Genomic DNA, 17,351 nt, shown 5'->3' on the forward strand with positions numbered 1-17,351 from the left:
TCGCTCCTTCCTGCCCCTGCACGTCTTCGGAGTCGTTTCGTGTCCTTGCACCTGCCCTTCTGGTCGGATGAAGCCGTGGCCGTCGTCGGAGCGGCGTGTCGGCTACCCGGTGGCATCCACACTCTCGACGATCTGTGGGCCGTGCTGTCCGCGGGCCGGGACGTCGTCGGCGAGGTACCCGCCGACCGCTTCCCCGCCGGTGACTTCGTGGATACCGCACGCCGGCCGGGATGGTCGTACACGGCCGCGGGCGGCTTCCTGGAGGACATCGCGGGCTTCGACACGTCGTACTTCCACGGTGTCTCCCCGCGGGAGGCCGCGCGGATGGACCCGCAGCAGCGGCTGCTGCTGGAGATGGCGGTGGAGGCTCTCGACGACGCGGCCGTGGACGCCGGCGAGCTGGAGGGCACCGACACCGCCGTGTTCATCGGCTGTTCCAGCCGGGACTACGGCGAACTCCAGTCCTGCGCACCCGAGTCGGGCAACGCCTACACGGTCACCGGGATGGCCGGTGCCATCGTCGCCAACCGGCTCTCGCACTTCTTCGACTGGCGCGGGCAGTCCGTCATGGTCGACACCGCCTGTTCCTCTGCCCTGACCGCCGTCCACCAGGCATGTGAACACCTGCGCGCCGGACGGGCCAGGACCGCCGTCGCCGGGGGCGTCAACGTCCTGCTCAACCCCCAAGGTTTCACCGGGTTCTCGGCGGCGTCCATGCTCTCGCCGACCGGCCGGTGCCGCGCGTTCTCGGCGCACGCCGACGGGTTCGTGCGTGCCGAGGGCGGGGGGCTGGTGCTGCTCAAGCGGCTGTCGGACGCCCGCGCGGACGGGGATCGCGTCCACGGGGTGATCGTGGCGAGCGGAACCAACAACGACGGCCGTACGCCCGGGCTCGCGCTGCCCAGCAGCGACGCCCAGGAGGCACTGCTGCGCGAGGTGTACGACCGGGCCGGGCTGGTCCCCGACGACCTGTCCTACCTGGAGGCGCACGGCACCGGCACCCCGGTCGGCGATCCTCTGGAAGCGCTGGCCATTGGCAGGGCTTTGGGCACCGGGCGCAGCCGGGGCGCGCTCCCCATCGGGTCGGTCAAGACCAACATCGGTCACCTGGAGGCCGCGTCCGGCATCGCGGGCCTGCTGAAGGCGCTCCTCGTGCTCCGTCACCGGGAGGTCCCCGCCCTGCTGCACGCGGGTGAACTCAATCCGGCCATCGACTTCGACGGGCTCAACCTGCGGCCCGTCACCCGCCCGCAGGCGTTGGGAGGCGGCGGTCTCCCCGTCGCGGGTGTGAACTCCTTCGGGTTCGGCGGGGCCAACGCGCACGTCGTGCTGGCGGCCCCGGACAACGACGGGCCCGGCCGGTCCGACCAGAATGGACACGGCGCGGAACGGCCGCTGCCCGTCGTCGTCTCGGCCCGAACGCCCGAGGCGCTGCGGGCGTCGTGCGAACGCTTCGCGCAACACCTGCAGTTCACCGAGGACGCGGACTTCCCCGATATCGCCCACACCGCCACGGGGCGGCGGCGCCGGCACGAACACCGCGCCGCCGTGCTGGCCACCACTCCCGGCGAAGCGGCGGACGCCCTCTTCGCCGTGGCCGCGGGGCGGGAGAGCGAGCGCGCGGTCATCGACGTGGCAGCTCGGCCGGGCAAGCTGGCCTTCGTGTTCAGCGGCAACGGTGCGCAATGGCCGGGCATGGCCGTGGACCTGCTGCGTGACGATCCCGTCTTCGCCGCGGCGGCACGCCACGTCGACGCGGAGATGGCACCGCTGCTGGGCTGGTCGGTCATCGACGAGCTCGCCGCCGGCGCGCCGCGGCTCCACCTCACCGAGGTCGCACAGCCCCTGCTCTTCACCGTGCAGATGGCACTGGTCCGGTTGCTGGCGTCGTACGGCGTCGAACCGGACGCCGTCACGGGCCACAGCGTCGGCGAGATCGCGGCGGCCTGCACGAGCGGATGCCTGGACCTGGCGCAGGCGTGCCGGGTCGTCGTGGCCCGCAGCACCGTTCAGGCGCTCACCAAGGGGACGGGACGCATGGCAGCCGTCGGCCTCGGTCCCGAGGCGGCACGGAAGGAACTGGCCTCCCGCAACGGACGCATCGAACTCGCCGGCGTCAACAGCGGTCACGACGTCACGCTCGCCGGTGATGCCGCGTCCCTGGCTGAACTGGGACGAGAACTCGCGCACCGCGAGGTCTTTTTCCGCGAACTCGACCTCGACTACGCCTTCCACAGCAGGAGCATGGACGCGGTGCGCCAGGAACTGGCCGACCGTCTCGGGCGGCTCCGTCCCGCCGCGCACCGGTGCGACTTCGTCTCCACCGTCACCGGCGGCCACGCGGAGGGCGAGCTGCTCGACGCCGGATACTGGTGGCGCAATGTGCGCGAGCCCGTGCTGTTCGCCGACGCCGTACGGACCCTGGCCGACTCCGGCTGCACCCGATTCGTGGAGATCGGGCCGCACGCCGTGCTCGCCGGTTACCTGCGCCGACTGGTGGGTGCCGATGCGACAGTGGCACTGTGCCGTCGTGACCAGGACGCCGTCGCTTCGGTGCGCCGTGGAGCGGCCCGTCTGATCGCCGCGGGCGACCGGTCCATGGGTTCCTTCCCCGCGGGCAGCCGCGTCGTGTCGCTGCCGCCCTACCCGTTCCAACGCGAGCGCTGCTACAACGGCAACCCCGACTGGTGGGTGTCCGTCCCCCAGGACAAGACTTTGGTGCACCCGCTGCTCGGCCGGCGTGCCGCGGTCGCCGAACCGTCCTGGCACCAGCACCTCGGCACCAGCCGCCTCGCCTGGCTGGCCGACCACGAGGTGGACGGCAGTGTCGTCCTGCCCGGTACCTGCTACCTGGAAGCGTTTCTCGCCGCAGGCCGCGCCGCCTGGGGCACCGGCTGCGAGGTAACGGACCTGACCATTCTGCGCCCGCTGACGCTTCCTGGTCCCGACGACCCGGGCACCGTCACCGTGCAGACGTCGCTGTCCCCGGATGACGGCATCGTCTGCTTCGCCTCGCGAAGGGGCGCCGCCGGGGACTGGACACCGCACGCCCGTGGGCGGGTCCGGCGCAGTCTGGCACCGGTTCCCACACCGCTCGACACCACCGCGGTGCGGGCACGCCTTTCCGGGCCGACCGTCGAGGCCGCCTCCCACTACGAGGGCACGCGACGAGCCGGACTTGCCTACGGCGCCGGGTTTCAGGTTCTCACCCATGCGTGCCTGGGCGATGCCGAGGTGCTCGGCGGACTCCGCCTGCCCCACATCGCCGACTGCTCTGCCTTCGAGGCACACCCGGTGATCCTCGACGGAGCGCTTCAGGCGCTGGCGCCCCTGCTCGCCGCAACGGCCGGCGAACGGATGTTCCTGCCGACCGGCTTCTCGACCGTCCGGGTGTGGCGGCAACCGCCCCCGGAAGGACTCGTGCACGCCCGGCTTCGCGAACTGGCCGGGCCGGACGCGGTGGCCGACATCAGCGTCACCACCGAGGACGGCACCCTCTGCGTCGAGCTGACAGGGTGCCGCCTGCGCGGGGTCGAGGCGGCAGCCGCGCACCCGGCCGGGCCGCAGGAGCTGACGCAGGTGTTGCGTGCCGCGGGCGGCCACCGCGGACCTGTCGGTGAGTGCTGTCCCTGGCCCGCGACGGGGGAGGTCCTGGCCGCCACCGAGGAGCAGCGGGCGCTGGCCGAGGCGGAGAACGCCGACGGCTATTCCGCCTTCGCCCCGCAGGTGAAGCACGCCGTGGGGCACTGGGCGGCGGAGGCCTTCGCACAACTGCTTCCGCACGGCGGGTCCTTCGGTGCCGACGAACTGCTGGCCGCCGGCGTGCGGCCCCACCACCTGCCGTACACCCGACTGCTGGCCGGACTGGCCGAGCGAGCCGGCCTGCTGGAACGGGTCGACGCGGCGGACCCGCGCGAGCCGCGGTGGCGGCCGGCCGGCCGGGCGGAACCCCAGGCGCTGACCCGGCGCCTGGCCGACCGGTTCCCCGACTGGATCACGGCCATCGCCGTCTACGTCCGGTGCGGCACCCACCTCACCGCCGTGCTCGCCGGACGCACCGACGCGCGCGAGTTGCTCTTCGGTGAAGCCGACCGTCACCTTGCGGAAGCCTTCTACACGGACAGTCCACAGCTGCGCCTGCACGGCCGCTTCGCCGCACTCCTGCTGGAACGCATGCTCCGCGACTGGCCCGAGGGACGGCCCCTGCGGATCCTGGAGGTCGGCGCGGGTACCGGTGGCCTGACCGGCCACCTGCTTCCGCTGCTGCCCGGCCACCTCACCGAGTACGTCTACACCGACGTCTCGGCCGGCTACTTCCCACGCGCCCAGGCCCGCTTCGCCGACCACGACTTCCTCACCTACCGCACCCTCGACCTCGACGCCGATCCGGCGGCCCAGGGGTTCGACACCGGCGGCTTCGACCTCGTGGTGGCCGCCAACGTGCTCCACGCCACCCGCGACGTACGTGCCGCGTGCAGCCGTATCGCCGGCCTTCTGGCACCTGGTGGGCACCTGATGGCCCTCGAAAGCCACGACGAGGACATCCTGGGCCCCTGTTTCGGTCTGCTGAAGGAGTTCTGGTCCTTCACAGACACCGACCTGCGCACGGGACCACTCCTGTCCCGGGACACCTGGCCCGGAGTGCTGGCGGGCTGCGGTTTCGAGGAGGTGAGCCGGACAGGTGCCGGGCAGGCCGAGGCCGATGAGGACTACTCCCTGTTCCTGGCCCGCCGTGCCGCCCCGGCGCAGGTCGCTTCCACGCGGCAGGCGGAGACGCCCGTGCCCGCCGGCGTCGGTACGGGGACCTGGCTGCTGGTGACCGACACCGGCGGACATCCGGTGGCCCACCACGTCCGTCAGGTGCTGGAAAGCTCGGGGGCCATGGCGCGCCTTGCGGAGGCCGGCCCGGAAACGTCTGTCCTGGACGCGCCCCAGGCCGCTCCCGGCCCGGCCCGCGCGGTCGTTTTCCTGCCGGAGCCCGCCAACGACGATGGGCAGGACTCCACCGACCGTATCGCCCGGTACGCAGACCTGATCAAGACGGCTGCCGGCCTGTGCACGCCGGCGCCCGACGGCACCTACGCCCTCTGGCTGGTCACCGGTCCCACCGGGCTCTTCCCGGCCCCCGAGACCAGCGCGCCGACCTCCCCCCTGCACGCCGCCGCCTGGGGCATCGGGCGCGTCCTCGCCAACGAGCGACCGCTCCTGACCGTACGTCGGATCGCCCTGCACGCGGCAGACACCCCTGCCGAGGATGCCGAACGCCTCACCAGCGAACTCCTCGCCTTCGCCGACGAGGACGAGGTGGTGCTCACGGCGCACGGTCGATTCGTGCCACGGGTGACCGCCTGCGCGCCACCGGAGTCCGCCGTCCGCCCGGAAGAGTGCTACCGCCTGCACCTCGAACGCCCCGGCCGCACACCGGTTCTGGCCTGGGTACCCACATCCGACCGCAGCCCCGGGGCGGGCGAGGTCGTGGTGCGTGTCCGGGCCGCCGCCCTGAACTACCGCGATGCGCTGCTCGCCCAGGGCCTGCTCCCGTCCGATGCCGAACCGGCTCATCCCGGTGGCCCGCGACTGGGCCTGGAGTGTGCTGGCGACGTCGTCGCGGTCGGCCCCGGAGTGACCTGCCCAGCCGTCGGCGACCGGGTCTACGCCTTCGGCCACGGCACCCTGGCCTCCCATGTCACCGTGGACGTGCGGCAGACCGGGCACGTTCCCGACACCATGGGGTACGCGCAGGCCGCGACGCTGCCCGCGGTCCACCTCACCGTCCAGCACTCCCTGCAGCGGTGCGCGCGCCTGACAGCGGGAGAGACCGTCCTGGTACACGGCGGAGCGGGCGGCATCGGACTGGCCGCACTGCAGCACGCCCGTCACATCGGCGCCCACGTCATCGCCACGGCGGGCAGCCCCGCCAAACGGGACCTCCTCCGTGCCCTGGGTGTCGAGCACGTCTTCGACTCGCGCAACCTCACCTTCGCGCACGACGTCGCCGCACACACGGACGGAGGCGTCGACGTCGTCCTCAACTCCCTCGCCGGTGAGGCCGTCAGCCGCAGCCTGGAGTGCCTGCGTCCCGGTGGCCGCTTCGTCGAACTAGGCAAACGCGACATCTACGGCAACAGCCCGCTGCTGCTCTCCCCGTTCCGCAACAACCTCGCCTACTTCGCCGTCGACATCACCCGCCTCATCGCGGACACCCCCGACACGGCGGCCGCCGCCTTCGCCGAGGTGACCGCACGTATCACGGACGGCGTCTACCGGCCACTGCCCCACCAGACCTACCCCGCCGGCCGCATCGGCGACGCCCTGTCCGCCCTGCGCCACTCCCGCCATCTGGGAAAGGTCGTCATCACCTTCCCGACGACGGAGCCGATCATGCTCACCCGTCCCGGTGGGGTACCGGAGCTCCAGCCGACGGCGACCTACCTGATCAGTGGCGGGCTGAGCGGACTGGGAGCGGCCACCGCCCGCCACCTCGCCTCGCGCGGCGCCCGGTCCCTGGCCCTCATCGGACGACGCGGGGCCGCCTCCCCCGAAGCCGCCCAACTGCTGGACGAACTACAGCAGCAGGGTGTGGATGTGACCGCGCACGCGGCCGACATCACCGACGGTGCCGCCGTCGCAGCCGTGTTCGACGAGGCCGAGAGGGAGGGACGGCCGGTGCGCGGCGTCGTGCACGCCGCCATGCAACTGGACGACGCCCCCCTGGACGAACTCGACACCCCCCGGGTACGCGCAGTGCTGGCGGCCAAGGTACGGGGCGCTGAGGTCCTGGACGAGCTCAGCCGTCACAGTGTGCTGGACTTCTTCGTCGCCTATTCCTCCGTCGCGGCTCTGATCGGAAACATGCACCAGGCGCCCTACGCCGGCGCCAACCTGCACCTCGAAAGCCTGATGCGTACGCGGCGAGAGCAGGGCCTGCCCGGGCTGGCCCTGGGCTGGGGCGGAATCAGTGACACCGGCTACGTCGCCCGGACCATGCTCGACGACACCATCGCCCGTTCCGGCATCGGGTTGATCAGCCCCCGGACCGCGATGGCCGCACTCGACCGGCACCTCGGCCGCGGCACGGAGGCGGCCGTCGCGATCGGCGTCATGGAATGGGCGCGCCTCGTCGGCATCCTCCCCTCACTGACCCGCCCCCGCTTCAGCACGCAGCTCCGGCGCACCGCCGGCGCAGCCGCTCCCGAAGCCTCCGCGGATCTGCGGCATCGACTCGCGGCGGCGGGCGACGACGCGGAGAGGCTCGCACTGATCACGGAGGCTCTGCGGAACATGACGGCCGCGACACTCCACACCACGCCCGATCGTGTGAACTGCTCGGCCGGACTCGCCGACCTGGGACTCGACTCACTCATGGCGGCCGAACTCAAGGTGCACCTCCAGCAGACCTTCGGCTGCGAGCTCGGGCTCATGGAGTTCATGGCCGCGGGCAACCTGAGCGGCGTCGCCGAACGCATCGACCGCGCCCTGCGCCGGTGACGCCCGGCGCCCACCAGGACGGTTGGACCAGGACATCCGGGGATACCGGGCAGCCCTGGCCGTCTCCTGCCCGGCCCTTGGAAAGCCCCGGCCAACGAACGGCTCCGGCTCACTTACAACATGAGGCCGGACCGGCGCCACCAGTGGTGTTGGCGGCCGGTGATGAGGCCGATCCCGGCCAGGAAGGGGATGAGGCTTTCCCCGAGCCTGGCCTGCGTCTCCTTGGCGTGACGGCTTTCACGCACCTGGCGAACGGCCTGAGCGGTGTCGAGTCCCACTTCCTCGTAGACCCGGGGACTGATGCGCGCCGGCGCGCCGAGGGCGGCGGCGAACCCGGTCAGTTCACGGTGAAAGGCGACGCGGGCGGCCGACGCCTCCCGGACGGCTTCGCGGAGTTCGGCCCGGGCGAAGCTCACGTGTCGAGCCTCCTCGGCCACGTGGATCGAGAACACCTGACGGACCAGAGGCTGCACGCGGTCGTCGCGAGCGCTGATGCGCTGTACCTGGTCGGCCGACTCCTCGAAGACAAGGGCGAGGGCGAAGGTGCTCACGTCCTGGAAGAGCAGTTCACCGACGGGAAACAAGCGACGCACCCTGGGCGGCGGCGGGTAGAACGGACACCCGCACACGTCGAGCAGCCGAGCGAACATGCGCATGTGCCGGGTTTCGTCACCGACTTCGGTGAGGGCGTAATGCGTGCGTGGATCCATGGGGTCGCGCCCGTTGAGGTAGCGGGAAAACATGCGCAGAATGGCGAGCTCCAGCCACCAGGCCGCGCTGAAGTAGCTGGCCATCTCGTGCCGGGAGAGCTCTCTGCGCTGGCCTTCGTCCATCTCCTGCCAGAGTGGCGTGCCGTAGAGAGAGACCAACTCCGGCGACAGGAACCAGAGCTCTTCATCGAGTGGCGCGGTCCAGTCGATGTCCTGGTCCGGGTCGTAGGAGTGGGTGGCGGACGAGCGCAGTAGGCGCCGCGCCACGGTCGCCGGCGGGAGTGTTCGAGACGAAGGCCGTTTGGGCTCCTGCACTCGGCTTGATGTCATGGGTGTGCTCCTGACAGTGGTACTTTCGCGTGCCCGTCTTCCGCGGTCCCACGGGCCCGGGCGGATCGTTCGCATCGCAGCGAGATCAACGAGTCGACGGTGCTGCGGATACGACCGCGACTGTTCGGGGGCGGGGCTCGGCGTACCTGAGAGCGCACTCCCGGTGTATCGAATGCTGTGGGTTCCTGCGGGTCGAGCCGGCGGTCCCACGCGCGCCTGCGGGAAGAACAGCTCCGCGGACGCGCCGCCAAACCCTGGACCACTCGCCCACACGGCTGACGCTACGCGGGGACCGGACGGCCCTGGACCAGCAGACCGCCTACAGCACCCAGTCACCTGCACGGGACAGACCCTCCGTGTGGGGCCGCCACCGTGCCACGGCCCATCCCCTCCCCGTCACCTCCGACCTCGATCTGCCCTCGTCACCCTGCATCCCTATCACGCTACTTCTCGAATTCCGGATGTTCGTATCGACGCCATATATGCCCCGTTCAAGCAGCTGGCCGGGTGGTCGCGCTACAACTCTCCACAGCACCCAGCACGGACGAGATCTCGACGAGGTAGGCGTTCGGCACCTGGCGAAACGCTGTCACACCCTGGTCGGCAAACCAGTTGAGCACGAATTCGAGCGCGGCATTGAACTCGTTGCGATCGTGGTGACCCAGGCCCTCGTGCCGTTGGCGCCGCGCACAGGAGGCGGGGCTGCAGACGTCATTTGACTTGGCGAGTCTGCGGTGACATTTGAGGGTTGCGGTGAAGGCGGTCGCGTCAAGCCGATGCCGACCAGCGCCCGAAGAGCTTCAGGAAGCCAGTTATCACCAGGACCGTCAGGAACCATGGCACTCTGTCGCGAGCGAGTTTCACCAACAATGGCGATACCGTCGACTGCGCGCCGAAAGTATTGCCCGTCGCCCAGACGAAACTGGGTACCGCGAACAAGCCCCCCTGCCGCAGCGGCTTGTCCGGCCCATCTCCTCCAGTGGAGGAAGACTGCTCGACGTGGGACGGGACGCACTGTCCCGTCCAGGAAACGCATGACCGACATGACTCGATCGTGGTCCGAATAGCGACGACGTGCGTCATCCGCATGGATAATCCACCTCCACCACGAGGGCTATCTCTCGGCGCCCGAAGTGTGAGCGGTCCGACGGACCTGAAACTGAGCCTTTTCCAACCTCAGGGTGAGGCGTGACGAGGGGCGGGGATGGTCTTCACGGTGGCGCTGACTCGGTTGGTGCTGCAGCGGAGTTCCCGGGGGAGGCACCAGCCCTTCAGGGCGGCCATGGCTTGCTCGCCGAGGCAGCTGATCCTGGCGTGGGTGCTGTTTCGCCGACGTCGCCGCAGCTTGAGATGCAGGTTGCGGAAGGGCCCCGGGGTGATGCTGTCGCCGCCTTGATACGCCTTGTCCGCCCAGCACTTCACCTCCGCGTCGCGGGGGCGTAGTCGCCGGCAGCCCCCTGTCGTGGCAAGCACCGGGAACGGTGGGTGAGGCCCACAGCAGTGGACCTGCCGCATCGGCGATGACCTGCCACTCGAGCCGGGCTCGTCGGACATGGCGGCGCCGACCGGGCTGAGAGCTGCCGCGGAGCTGCGCCCCGACCGGTGAGCGGACGGTGCGGGCCCGGTCTACCGGTTCGTGGCTTCGCGAGAGGCGATCGGGTTCGTGCGACCGACCGCGCGGCCCACCGCGTTGCGCGCCGCGAGGCCCGGCCGGGTGCGGGGCACCATGAGCCTGGAGAGCAGACCGACGCGTCGCTGCCGCGGACCTACCTCACGACGGAGCCGCGACTCGTAGGCGGCGAACGCGCGGGCGTGATCACCAGGGTGGGCGGCGAGCTCTTCTGCGAGGGTGTACGCGCCCGCCATCGCCATGCTGGACCCGTCACCCAGCAGGGCCGTCGCCGCCGCCGCGTCTCCGAGCAGTACGACCCGTCCGCGGGACCACGAGGGCACCCTGACGGTGGTCAAGGGGTCGAAGAACGGAGCCGGGTGGTCGAGGAAGGCTGCCACGAGTTCCGGTGCCCGCCACCGCACGTCGGCGTATGCGTCGGCCACGGTCTGCTTGTGAAGGGCGATGTTCTTGCGGTCGTGGGGCGCCGGCTGTGCGGTCCGGAAGGTGAAGATAGCGAGCGGGGTGGTGCGCGAGGGGTGGAGGACCAGCATCCGGTTCGGCACGGTCAGCATCGTCATCTCGGTCGGGTCCTCGATGGCGTCGGGTTCCAGCGGGACGGTCGCGCCGTACAGGCCCAGGTCGCTCGAGAACTGTCGCTCGGGGCCGAATACGAGGCGCCGTATGGTGGAGTGCATCCCGTCGGCTCCGACGACCAGGTCGAAGCGCCGTGGCGCGGACCGCCGGAAGGTGACGTCCACCCCGCCTTCATCCTGGTGGAGAGCGGTGACCGTGTCGTCGAACAAGAACTCGGCCTCGGTCTGCGCTGACCGGTGGAGCACCTCGGACAGGTCGGCTCGGGTCACCTCGACCGTCGGCGCCTTGTCCGAGGTGAGCGGGAGTTGCAGGATTCGTCTGCCGTCGGGGTCGAGCAGGGTCAGCGACCGATTGCGGGTGGCGAGTTCGCGGAGCTGCGGGAGGATGCCCATGCGGTCGGCGACCGGGATCGCGGGCCCCTTCACGACGATCGCGCTGCCACCGGAGCGCAGCTGCCGGGCGTGTTCGACGACCGTCGGCCGGTAGCCGTTCCGGGAGAGCCAGTACGCGAGTGCGGGCCCTGCGATTCCGGCACCGACTATCAGCACCTCGGGCTTCTTCATGACGATGACCTCTCGGAGTGTCGATGACCAGGTCCGCGGCGAGTGCCGGGTCGGGTCTGGGGGACGCGGCGGCACGGGGCGGTGCAACCGGATCCAGGTACGAAAAATTTCGTACCTTAGGGAAGCATGCCCTTCAGGTACGATGCAACTCGTACCTGAAGGAGGTGCCGCATGGCCGGGAGGAACCTGGACGGCCCGGAGGCCGATGCACTCGATCTGGGTGCGGTGTTCCGTGCCCTCGCCGACGAGCACCGTCGTTCGGTGATGACGGAGTTGGCCACCGACCGCAGCGACAGCGAGCGGGGCTGCAACTCGTTCGACCTTCCGATCTCGAAGCAGACCCAGACCCACCACTTCCGGGTCCTGCGCGAGGCAGGTCTCATTGACGAGATCGACTACGGCAACCGAAAGGGCGTCCGACTACGACGCGCGGACATCGAGAAGCGATTCCCCGGGCTCCTCGCGCTCCTGGGAGCAGGGCCCCCGGCCGATACCGCTCCCGCTGAGCACAACTGAGGGGGGTCCGATCCGGCCCTGAGCCGCAAGTTCGACCGAGTCCGGCTCGTGCCCGGCTCGCAGGTAGCCGGGCACGAGGCGGGCACGAAGGGGATCGGTGTCGCTTCGATCACCGCCCCGCGCTCGTGATCGGCGCCGAACACTTCCGCGCGCGCTCCCTCACGCCACCACCCACTGGGGTTTCCTCAACCTGCGTGCGGAGCGGGGCCACTGGGGTGAGGGCGGGGTCCGGGCGTAGAGAAGCTCCTGGTAGCCGGGTGCGTGTCGAGTCCAAGCCATCCTGCCAGGAGCTTTCCGCATGCTCGTCCACCCAGCCGGGGTCGATCTGTCCACCTCCGCTCTGCGCTTCCTCACCCGTGAGCTGACCGCACGTCGTCTTGCGCAAGTGACACGATGGCGCCGACTGGCCGCCGGACGGCAGGCGCTGCTCGTGCTGGCTCGTCTACGACGCGGCCATACACCTACGCCCAGCTCGCAGCCGGATTCGGCGTGGGCGCTACCACCGCCTAGCGGTACATCACCGAGGCCGTCGACATCCTGGCCGCTCTGGCTCCAACCCTCGCCGAGGCGGTGAGGACAGCCTCCGGCAAGCCGTTCCTGATCCTGGACGGTACGTTGCTTCCGATCGACCGGATCGCCGCCGACCGACCCGTCTAATCCGGGAAACACAAGAAGCACGGCATGAACGTGCAGGCGATTGCGGAACCGGCGGGACGGTTGCTGTGGCCTCGCCCGCGCTGCCCGGATCTGTCCACGACATCAAGGCCGCGCGAACTCACGGCATCATCGGTGCCCTGGCGGGGGCCCGGGGTGGAATGCTGGGCCGACAAGGGCTACCGGGGCGCCGACGGCACCGTGCGAGTTCCCTACTGAGGGCGCTGGGAGACTCTCTCCCCTGGTCAGCGGACCGTCAACTGCTCACACGCGAAGAGCCGTGCACGCGTCGAACAGGCCATGGCCCCCCTCAAAACCTGGCGGCTCATGCGCAAACTGCGATGCTCTACCAGCCGCATCACCAGCCTCGTCCACGCCGTCCTCACGCTGCACCTGACATGCTCAAACTGACGTTGGAAAAAACTCACTGAAGCGACGGGCGGCGAAGACGACCAGGCCCGTGCCCATCCCGCCTGTGGTGGTGCGCATGCTGCGTGAGCACATAGAGAGTTTCGGCGTTGCACCCGATGGGCGTCTGTTCCGCAATGGCGCGGGGAACTACGTCGATACCTCCGCGTACAACGTCACATGGGGGCGTGCGCGTGAGGCGGCATTGACTCTCGATGAACTTGTCCTTGAGTTGGCGATAGGCCCCTACGATCTTACGCCACGCAGGGACCTCGTTCTGGCTTGCCTCCGGTGTCGACCCCGCGGAGTGTGTGCGCCGCGCTGGGCAGAGCATCCAGGGTTCTCTTTCGCTGCTACGGCGAGTTTCTGGCCGCGGCGCGGAATCACGCCAGCAGTCTGTTCGAGGACTCGATGCGCAGGTGGGAGGGGCAGGACCGCAACGTAAAGAGCACATGAGCCGGGCCTTGGCCCGGAAATGCCCCGGAACAGCTGGTCAATGGCGAGATAGTAGTGGGAGATATCGGGAGTTACCTCGCGATCCCCCTCACGGCCTAAGGTGCGCCCAGGGAGGGCGCCTGACAGGTGAAACGCCTGGTCAGGCGCCCTTTTCTGCTGCCTAGAAGAATCCCAGTTTCTTCGGCGAATACGACACCAGAAGGTTCTTCGTCTGCTGATAATGCTCCAGCATCATCTTGTGCGTCTCGCGGCCGATACCGGACTGCTTGTAGCCCCCGAACGCCGCATGGGCCGGATACGCGTGGTAGCAGTTCGTCCACACGCGGCCCGCCTGGATCGAACGGCCCGCCCTGTACGCCGTGTTGATGTCACGCGTCCACACCCCGGCTCCCAGACCGTAGAGCGTGTCGTTGGCTATCTTGATGGCGTCGTCGAAGTCGTTGAAGGACGCGACCGAGACGACCGGACCGAAGATCTCCTCCTGGAACACCCGCATGCGGTTGTCGCCCTCGAAGATCGTGGGTTGGACGTAGTAACCACCGGCCAGCTCGCCGTCGTAATCCACGCGCTGACCTCCCGTCAGGATCTTTGCGCCTTCCTGCTGGCCGATGTCCAGGTAGGAGAGGATCTTCTCCAACTGGTCGTTGGAGGCCTGTGCGCCGATCATGGTGTCGGTGTCGAGCGGATGCCCGGCCTTGATCTGTTCGGTGCGCGCGATCGCCGCCTCCAGGAACTCGCCGTAGTGTCCGCGCTGCACCAACGCCCGCGACGGACAGGTGCACACCTCTCCCTGATTGAGGGCGAACATGGTGAAACCCTCGAGTGCCTTGTCCCGGAAGTCGTCGTTCGCGGCCCACACGTCGTCGAAGAAGATGTTCGGCGACTTGCCGCCCAGCTCCAACGTCACCGGCTTGATGTTCTCCGAGGCGTACTGCATGATCAACCGCCCCGTCGTCGTCTCCCCGGTGAACGCGACCTTGGCGACGCGCGGACTGGAGGCCAGTGGCTTGCCCGCCTCGACACCGAACCCGTTGACGATGTTGACGACCCCCGCCGGCAGCAGGTCGGCGACCAGGCTCATCCAGTAGTGGATGGAGGACGGCGTCTGTTCGGCCGGCTTGAGGACGACGGCGTTCCCAGCGGCCAGCGCCGGCGCCAGCTTCCACGTCGCCATGAGGATCGGGAAGTTCCACGGAATGATCTGCGCGACGACGCCGAGCGGTTCATGGAAGTGGTACGCGATGGTGTCCTCGTCGACCTCGCTCAGCGAACCTTCCTGCGCGCGGATGACCCCCGCGAAGTAGCGGAAGTGATCGATGGCAAGCGGAATGTCGGCTGCCAGGGTCTCGCGGATCGGTTTGCCGTTCTCCCAGCTTTCGGCGACCGCGAGCTGTTCGAGGTTGGCCTCCATCCGGTCGGCGATCTTCCGCAGTACGTCCGCGCGTTCGGTGACGGAGGTGCGCCCCCAGCCGGGCGCCGCCGCATGCGCCGCGTCGAGGGCGCGCTCTACGTCTTCTGCGGTGCCCCGGGCTATCTCGGTGAAGGGACGGCCGTTGACCGGGCTCGGGTTCTCGAAGTACTGGCCGCGAGCGGGCGCCACGTACTCGCCGCCGATGAAGTGGTCGTAACGCGACTGGTAGCCGACGATCGCGCCCTCGGCGCCGGGCGCTGCGTAACGGGTCATGGTGGCTGGCCTCCCGGAAAAGGCTGCCCGCCGTCGGACAGCTCTCGCCCGGAGGCTAGGAGCACGGAGGTTGCATCGACGTTGCAAGCATCCGCGGGGTGCGGGGTGCGGGGTGCGGGGTGCGGGGTGTTGGGTGGCGGGTGCGGCAGAGCCCTTTCCGATAGGCGGCGCGCCACGCGCGGCGCATCACGTGCGTGCTGTGCGCCGTCCCGGTGCCGGTGTATTTCGCTCACACGCCGCCACCATCCGCCCGTCGGCTACGCGAACCCGTGTCCCGGCGAGGCAAGTTCGGCGTCGAGCTCCCTCAGGCGGGCCAGTACCGGCGCGGTCGGACGCAGCGCGGCCAGCGCCCGCCACACCGTGAGATCGTCGTCCCCCCACGGTGTGCGCACCCAGTCAGCAAGCAGGTCCGGGTCATTCCGGTCGACGAGTGCCGCCCGCACCTGATCGGCCAGTCGTCGGCGCATCCGCACCAAGGCCGGGGCCTGCGAATGTGGAAGCAGCGGCCCCGCGTACGCAGCAGCAGCCGCCGTCACCGCTCCCGCTCCTAGGCGGCGCTCGACGACATCGACGTCACACTCGACGGGCGCCGCCAGTCGATACGGCCGTGAGCGCAACAACTCGGCCCCGAGGATCCGCCGCAGCCGGGCCATCTCGGCCCGCAACGTCACCTGCGACACAGACTCGTCCTCGTACAGCGCGCACAACAACTCGTCCCCGGTCAGCCCCTCAGGGTGACGGGCCAACAGCACGATGATTTCGCTGTGTCTCCGGCTGAGCCGAACCTTGCGCCCACCGGCGATCAACAGCGCCTCATCCCGGCCGAGGGCAACCAGCTCCACGGCCTCGTCGGCAGCCACCGGTGGTGCCAGCAGGGCAAGTTGCGACTCCGCGGAACGTGCGACAGCCTGCACGAACGCCAGGCTGTGCGGATGTGCCAGACCGTCCCCACCCGTGATGTCCACCGCGCCGACCAGCCGCCCCGTGCGCGGATCGTGTACGGGGGCCGCCGCGCACGTCCACGGCTGGACCTGCCGCGTAAAGTGCTCGGCGGTGAAGACCTGCACCGGTCGGTCGACGGCGACCGCCGTCCCCGGTGCGTTCGTCCCCATGGCGGACTCCGCCCACCGCGCTCCTGGCACGAAGTTCATCCTGCCGGCCCTTCGCCGCGTCAGCGCATGGCCCTCGACCCACAACAATCTGCCCTGCGCGTCACACACGGCGAGGAGGTGCTCTCCGTCAGCCGCGAAGGTACCTATCAGCTCACGGAACAGTGGCATTACCCGCGCCAGCGGATGCTCCGACCTATAGGTGCCGAGGTCACCGTCGGTCAGCTCCACCGGCGCGCCATCCGCCTCTGGGCTGACCCGAGCCCTGGCCGACCTGCGCCAGGAGTCGGCCACTACTGAACGCACCGGCAAGGAAATCGTCCCTGCCTCCGTGAACCTTGCATGCGCCCGACGAAGCATCCTCGTCCGCTCGGCCGGGTCAGCGCCCGCCTCCAAGGCCACCCACGGCTCGGTCAAAATGGCCTCCCGGGACGGCGATGCGGTGCTGCCATCGTCGCCCCGGAACCGTGAGCCGACAAGGATGCGGTACGCAGGTGGGCCAGTGGGCCCTGAGATCGACGAGCCACCGACTTCCCTACGCTGGCGGTCCCGCAGCCACCATCGTGATCAGGCGAAGTTGACGAGGCGTAGATAGCGCGTCCAGTCCCAGTAGGGGCCGGGGTCCGTGTGGTCCGCTCCGGGAACTTCACTGTGTCCGATGATGTGCTCGCGGTCCTTGGGGATGCCGTACTTCGCGCAGATGGCGGCGGTCAGCGCTGCGGACTGCTCGTACATCGCGTCGGTGAAGTACTCGGGTTTGTCGACCCACCCTTCGTGCTCGATGCCGATACTGCGTGTGTTGTAGGTCCAATTGCCCGCATGCCAGGCGACGTTGCGCTCCCGTACGCACTGGGCGATGTGGCCGTCCTTGGAACGCACCACGTAGTGGGCCGAGACCTGTTTTGCCGGGTTCTGGAAGATGCCGATGGCATCTGCGTACGTCTCCTGTGTGACGTGGATGACCACGTAGTCGACGGGATAAGTGCTGGGGCGACTGGCGGCTGTGTAGTTGGAGCTGCTCGCCGGCTTCCATTCGGCCAGGGGATAGTCGACCGCACGTGTCTGGGCGGTCGCGCGGACGGCGGGCAGGAGAGCCGCGGGCGCGGCGACGGCGGCCGCGCCCTGCAGCAGTCGACGTCGGGAGGGGAAGCGTCTTGCCTGGTCCATGACTTGCCTGCCTCTCGGTGGGGGGAACGGCTGGACTGGCGCTGTACTTGAGGGATCAAC

7 protein-coding genes and 1 pseudogene are annotated in these 17,351 nt (G+C 69.5%); 3 read left to right on the top strand and 5 right to left on the bottom strand.

The window, feature by feature from the left end; all coding sequences use genetic code 11:
- The first annotated feature begins 39 nt into the window (after nucleotides 1-39).
- The gene (locus ACZ6CV_RS24380) at nucleotides 40-7,488 is read left to right on the top strand and encodes an SDR family NAD(P)-dependent oxidoreductase (protein ID WP_469252839.1); all 7,449 of its coding nucleotides are present in this window, start codon (nucleotides 40-42) and stop codon (nucleotides 7,486-7,488) included.
- 113 nt (nucleotides 7,489-7,601) lie between these two features.
- Here ACZ6CV_RS24380 and ACZ6CV_RS24385 read toward each other — a convergent pair whose 3' ends face one another.
- Nucleotides 7,602-8,528: an AurF N-oxygenase family protein gene (locus tag ACZ6CV_RS24385; protein WP_469252840.1), complete on the bottom strand. Its 927-nt coding sequence runs from the start codon at nucleotides 8,526-8,528 to the stop codon at nucleotides 7,602-7,604.
- 1,626 nt (nucleotides 8,529-10,154) lie between these two features.
- Entirely contained in the window at nucleotides 10,155-11,297 is a 1,143-nt protein-coding gene (locus ACZ6CV_RS24390) for an FAD-dependent monooxygenase (protein WP_469252841.1), read from the bottom strand.
- A gap of 171 nt (nucleotides 11,298-11,468) precedes the next feature.
- Here ACZ6CV_RS24390 and ACZ6CV_RS24395 point away from each other — a divergent pair, with 171 nt between their 5' ends.
- Complete coding sequence (locus ACZ6CV_RS24395) at nucleotides 11,469-11,813, top strand: ArsR/SmtB family transcription factor (RefSeq protein WP_469252842.1); 345 nt, start codon at nucleotides 11,469-11,471, stop codon at nucleotides 11,811-11,813.
- Nucleotides 11,814-12,111: 298 nt separating this feature from the next.
- Nucleotides 12,112-12,878: pseudogene (locus ACZ6CV_RS24400) on the top strand (transposase family protein).
- Nucleotides 12,879-13,491: 613 nt separating this feature from the next.
- On the opposite strand, the gene exaC reads toward ACZ6CV_RS24400, so the two are convergent.
- The 3 genes from exaC to ACZ6CV_RS24415 all read right to left on the bottom strand — a co-directional run bounded on the left by exaC (nucleotide 13,492) and on the right by ACZ6CV_RS24415 (nucleotide 17,291).
- A complete protein-coding gene (gene exaC / locus ACZ6CV_RS24405; RefSeq protein ID WP_469252843.1) occupies nucleotides 13,492-15,015 on the bottom strand; it encodes an acetaldehyde dehydrogenase ExaC in 1,524 nt (507 codons plus the stop codon).
- A 257-nt stretch (nucleotides 15,016-15,272) separates the two neighbouring features.
- Nucleotides 15,273-16,541 carry a GAF domain-containing protein gene (locus ACZ6CV_RS24410; protein ID WP_469252844.1) on the bottom strand — a complete coding sequence of 423 codons (1,269 nt, stop codon included), beginning with the start codon at nucleotides 16,539-16,541 and terminating at the stop codon, nucleotides 15,273-15,275.
- A 150-nt stretch (nucleotides 16,542-16,691) separates the two neighbouring features.
- A complete protein-coding gene (locus tag ACZ6CV_RS24415; RefSeq protein WP_469252845.1) occupies nucleotides 16,692-17,291 on the bottom strand; it encodes an N-acetylmuramoyl-L-alanine amidase in 600 nt (199 codons plus the stop codon).
- Nucleotides 17,292-17,351 lie beyond the last annotated feature (60 nt).

It is taken from the genome of Streptomyces sp. NPDC041713 (assembly GCF_055591085.1).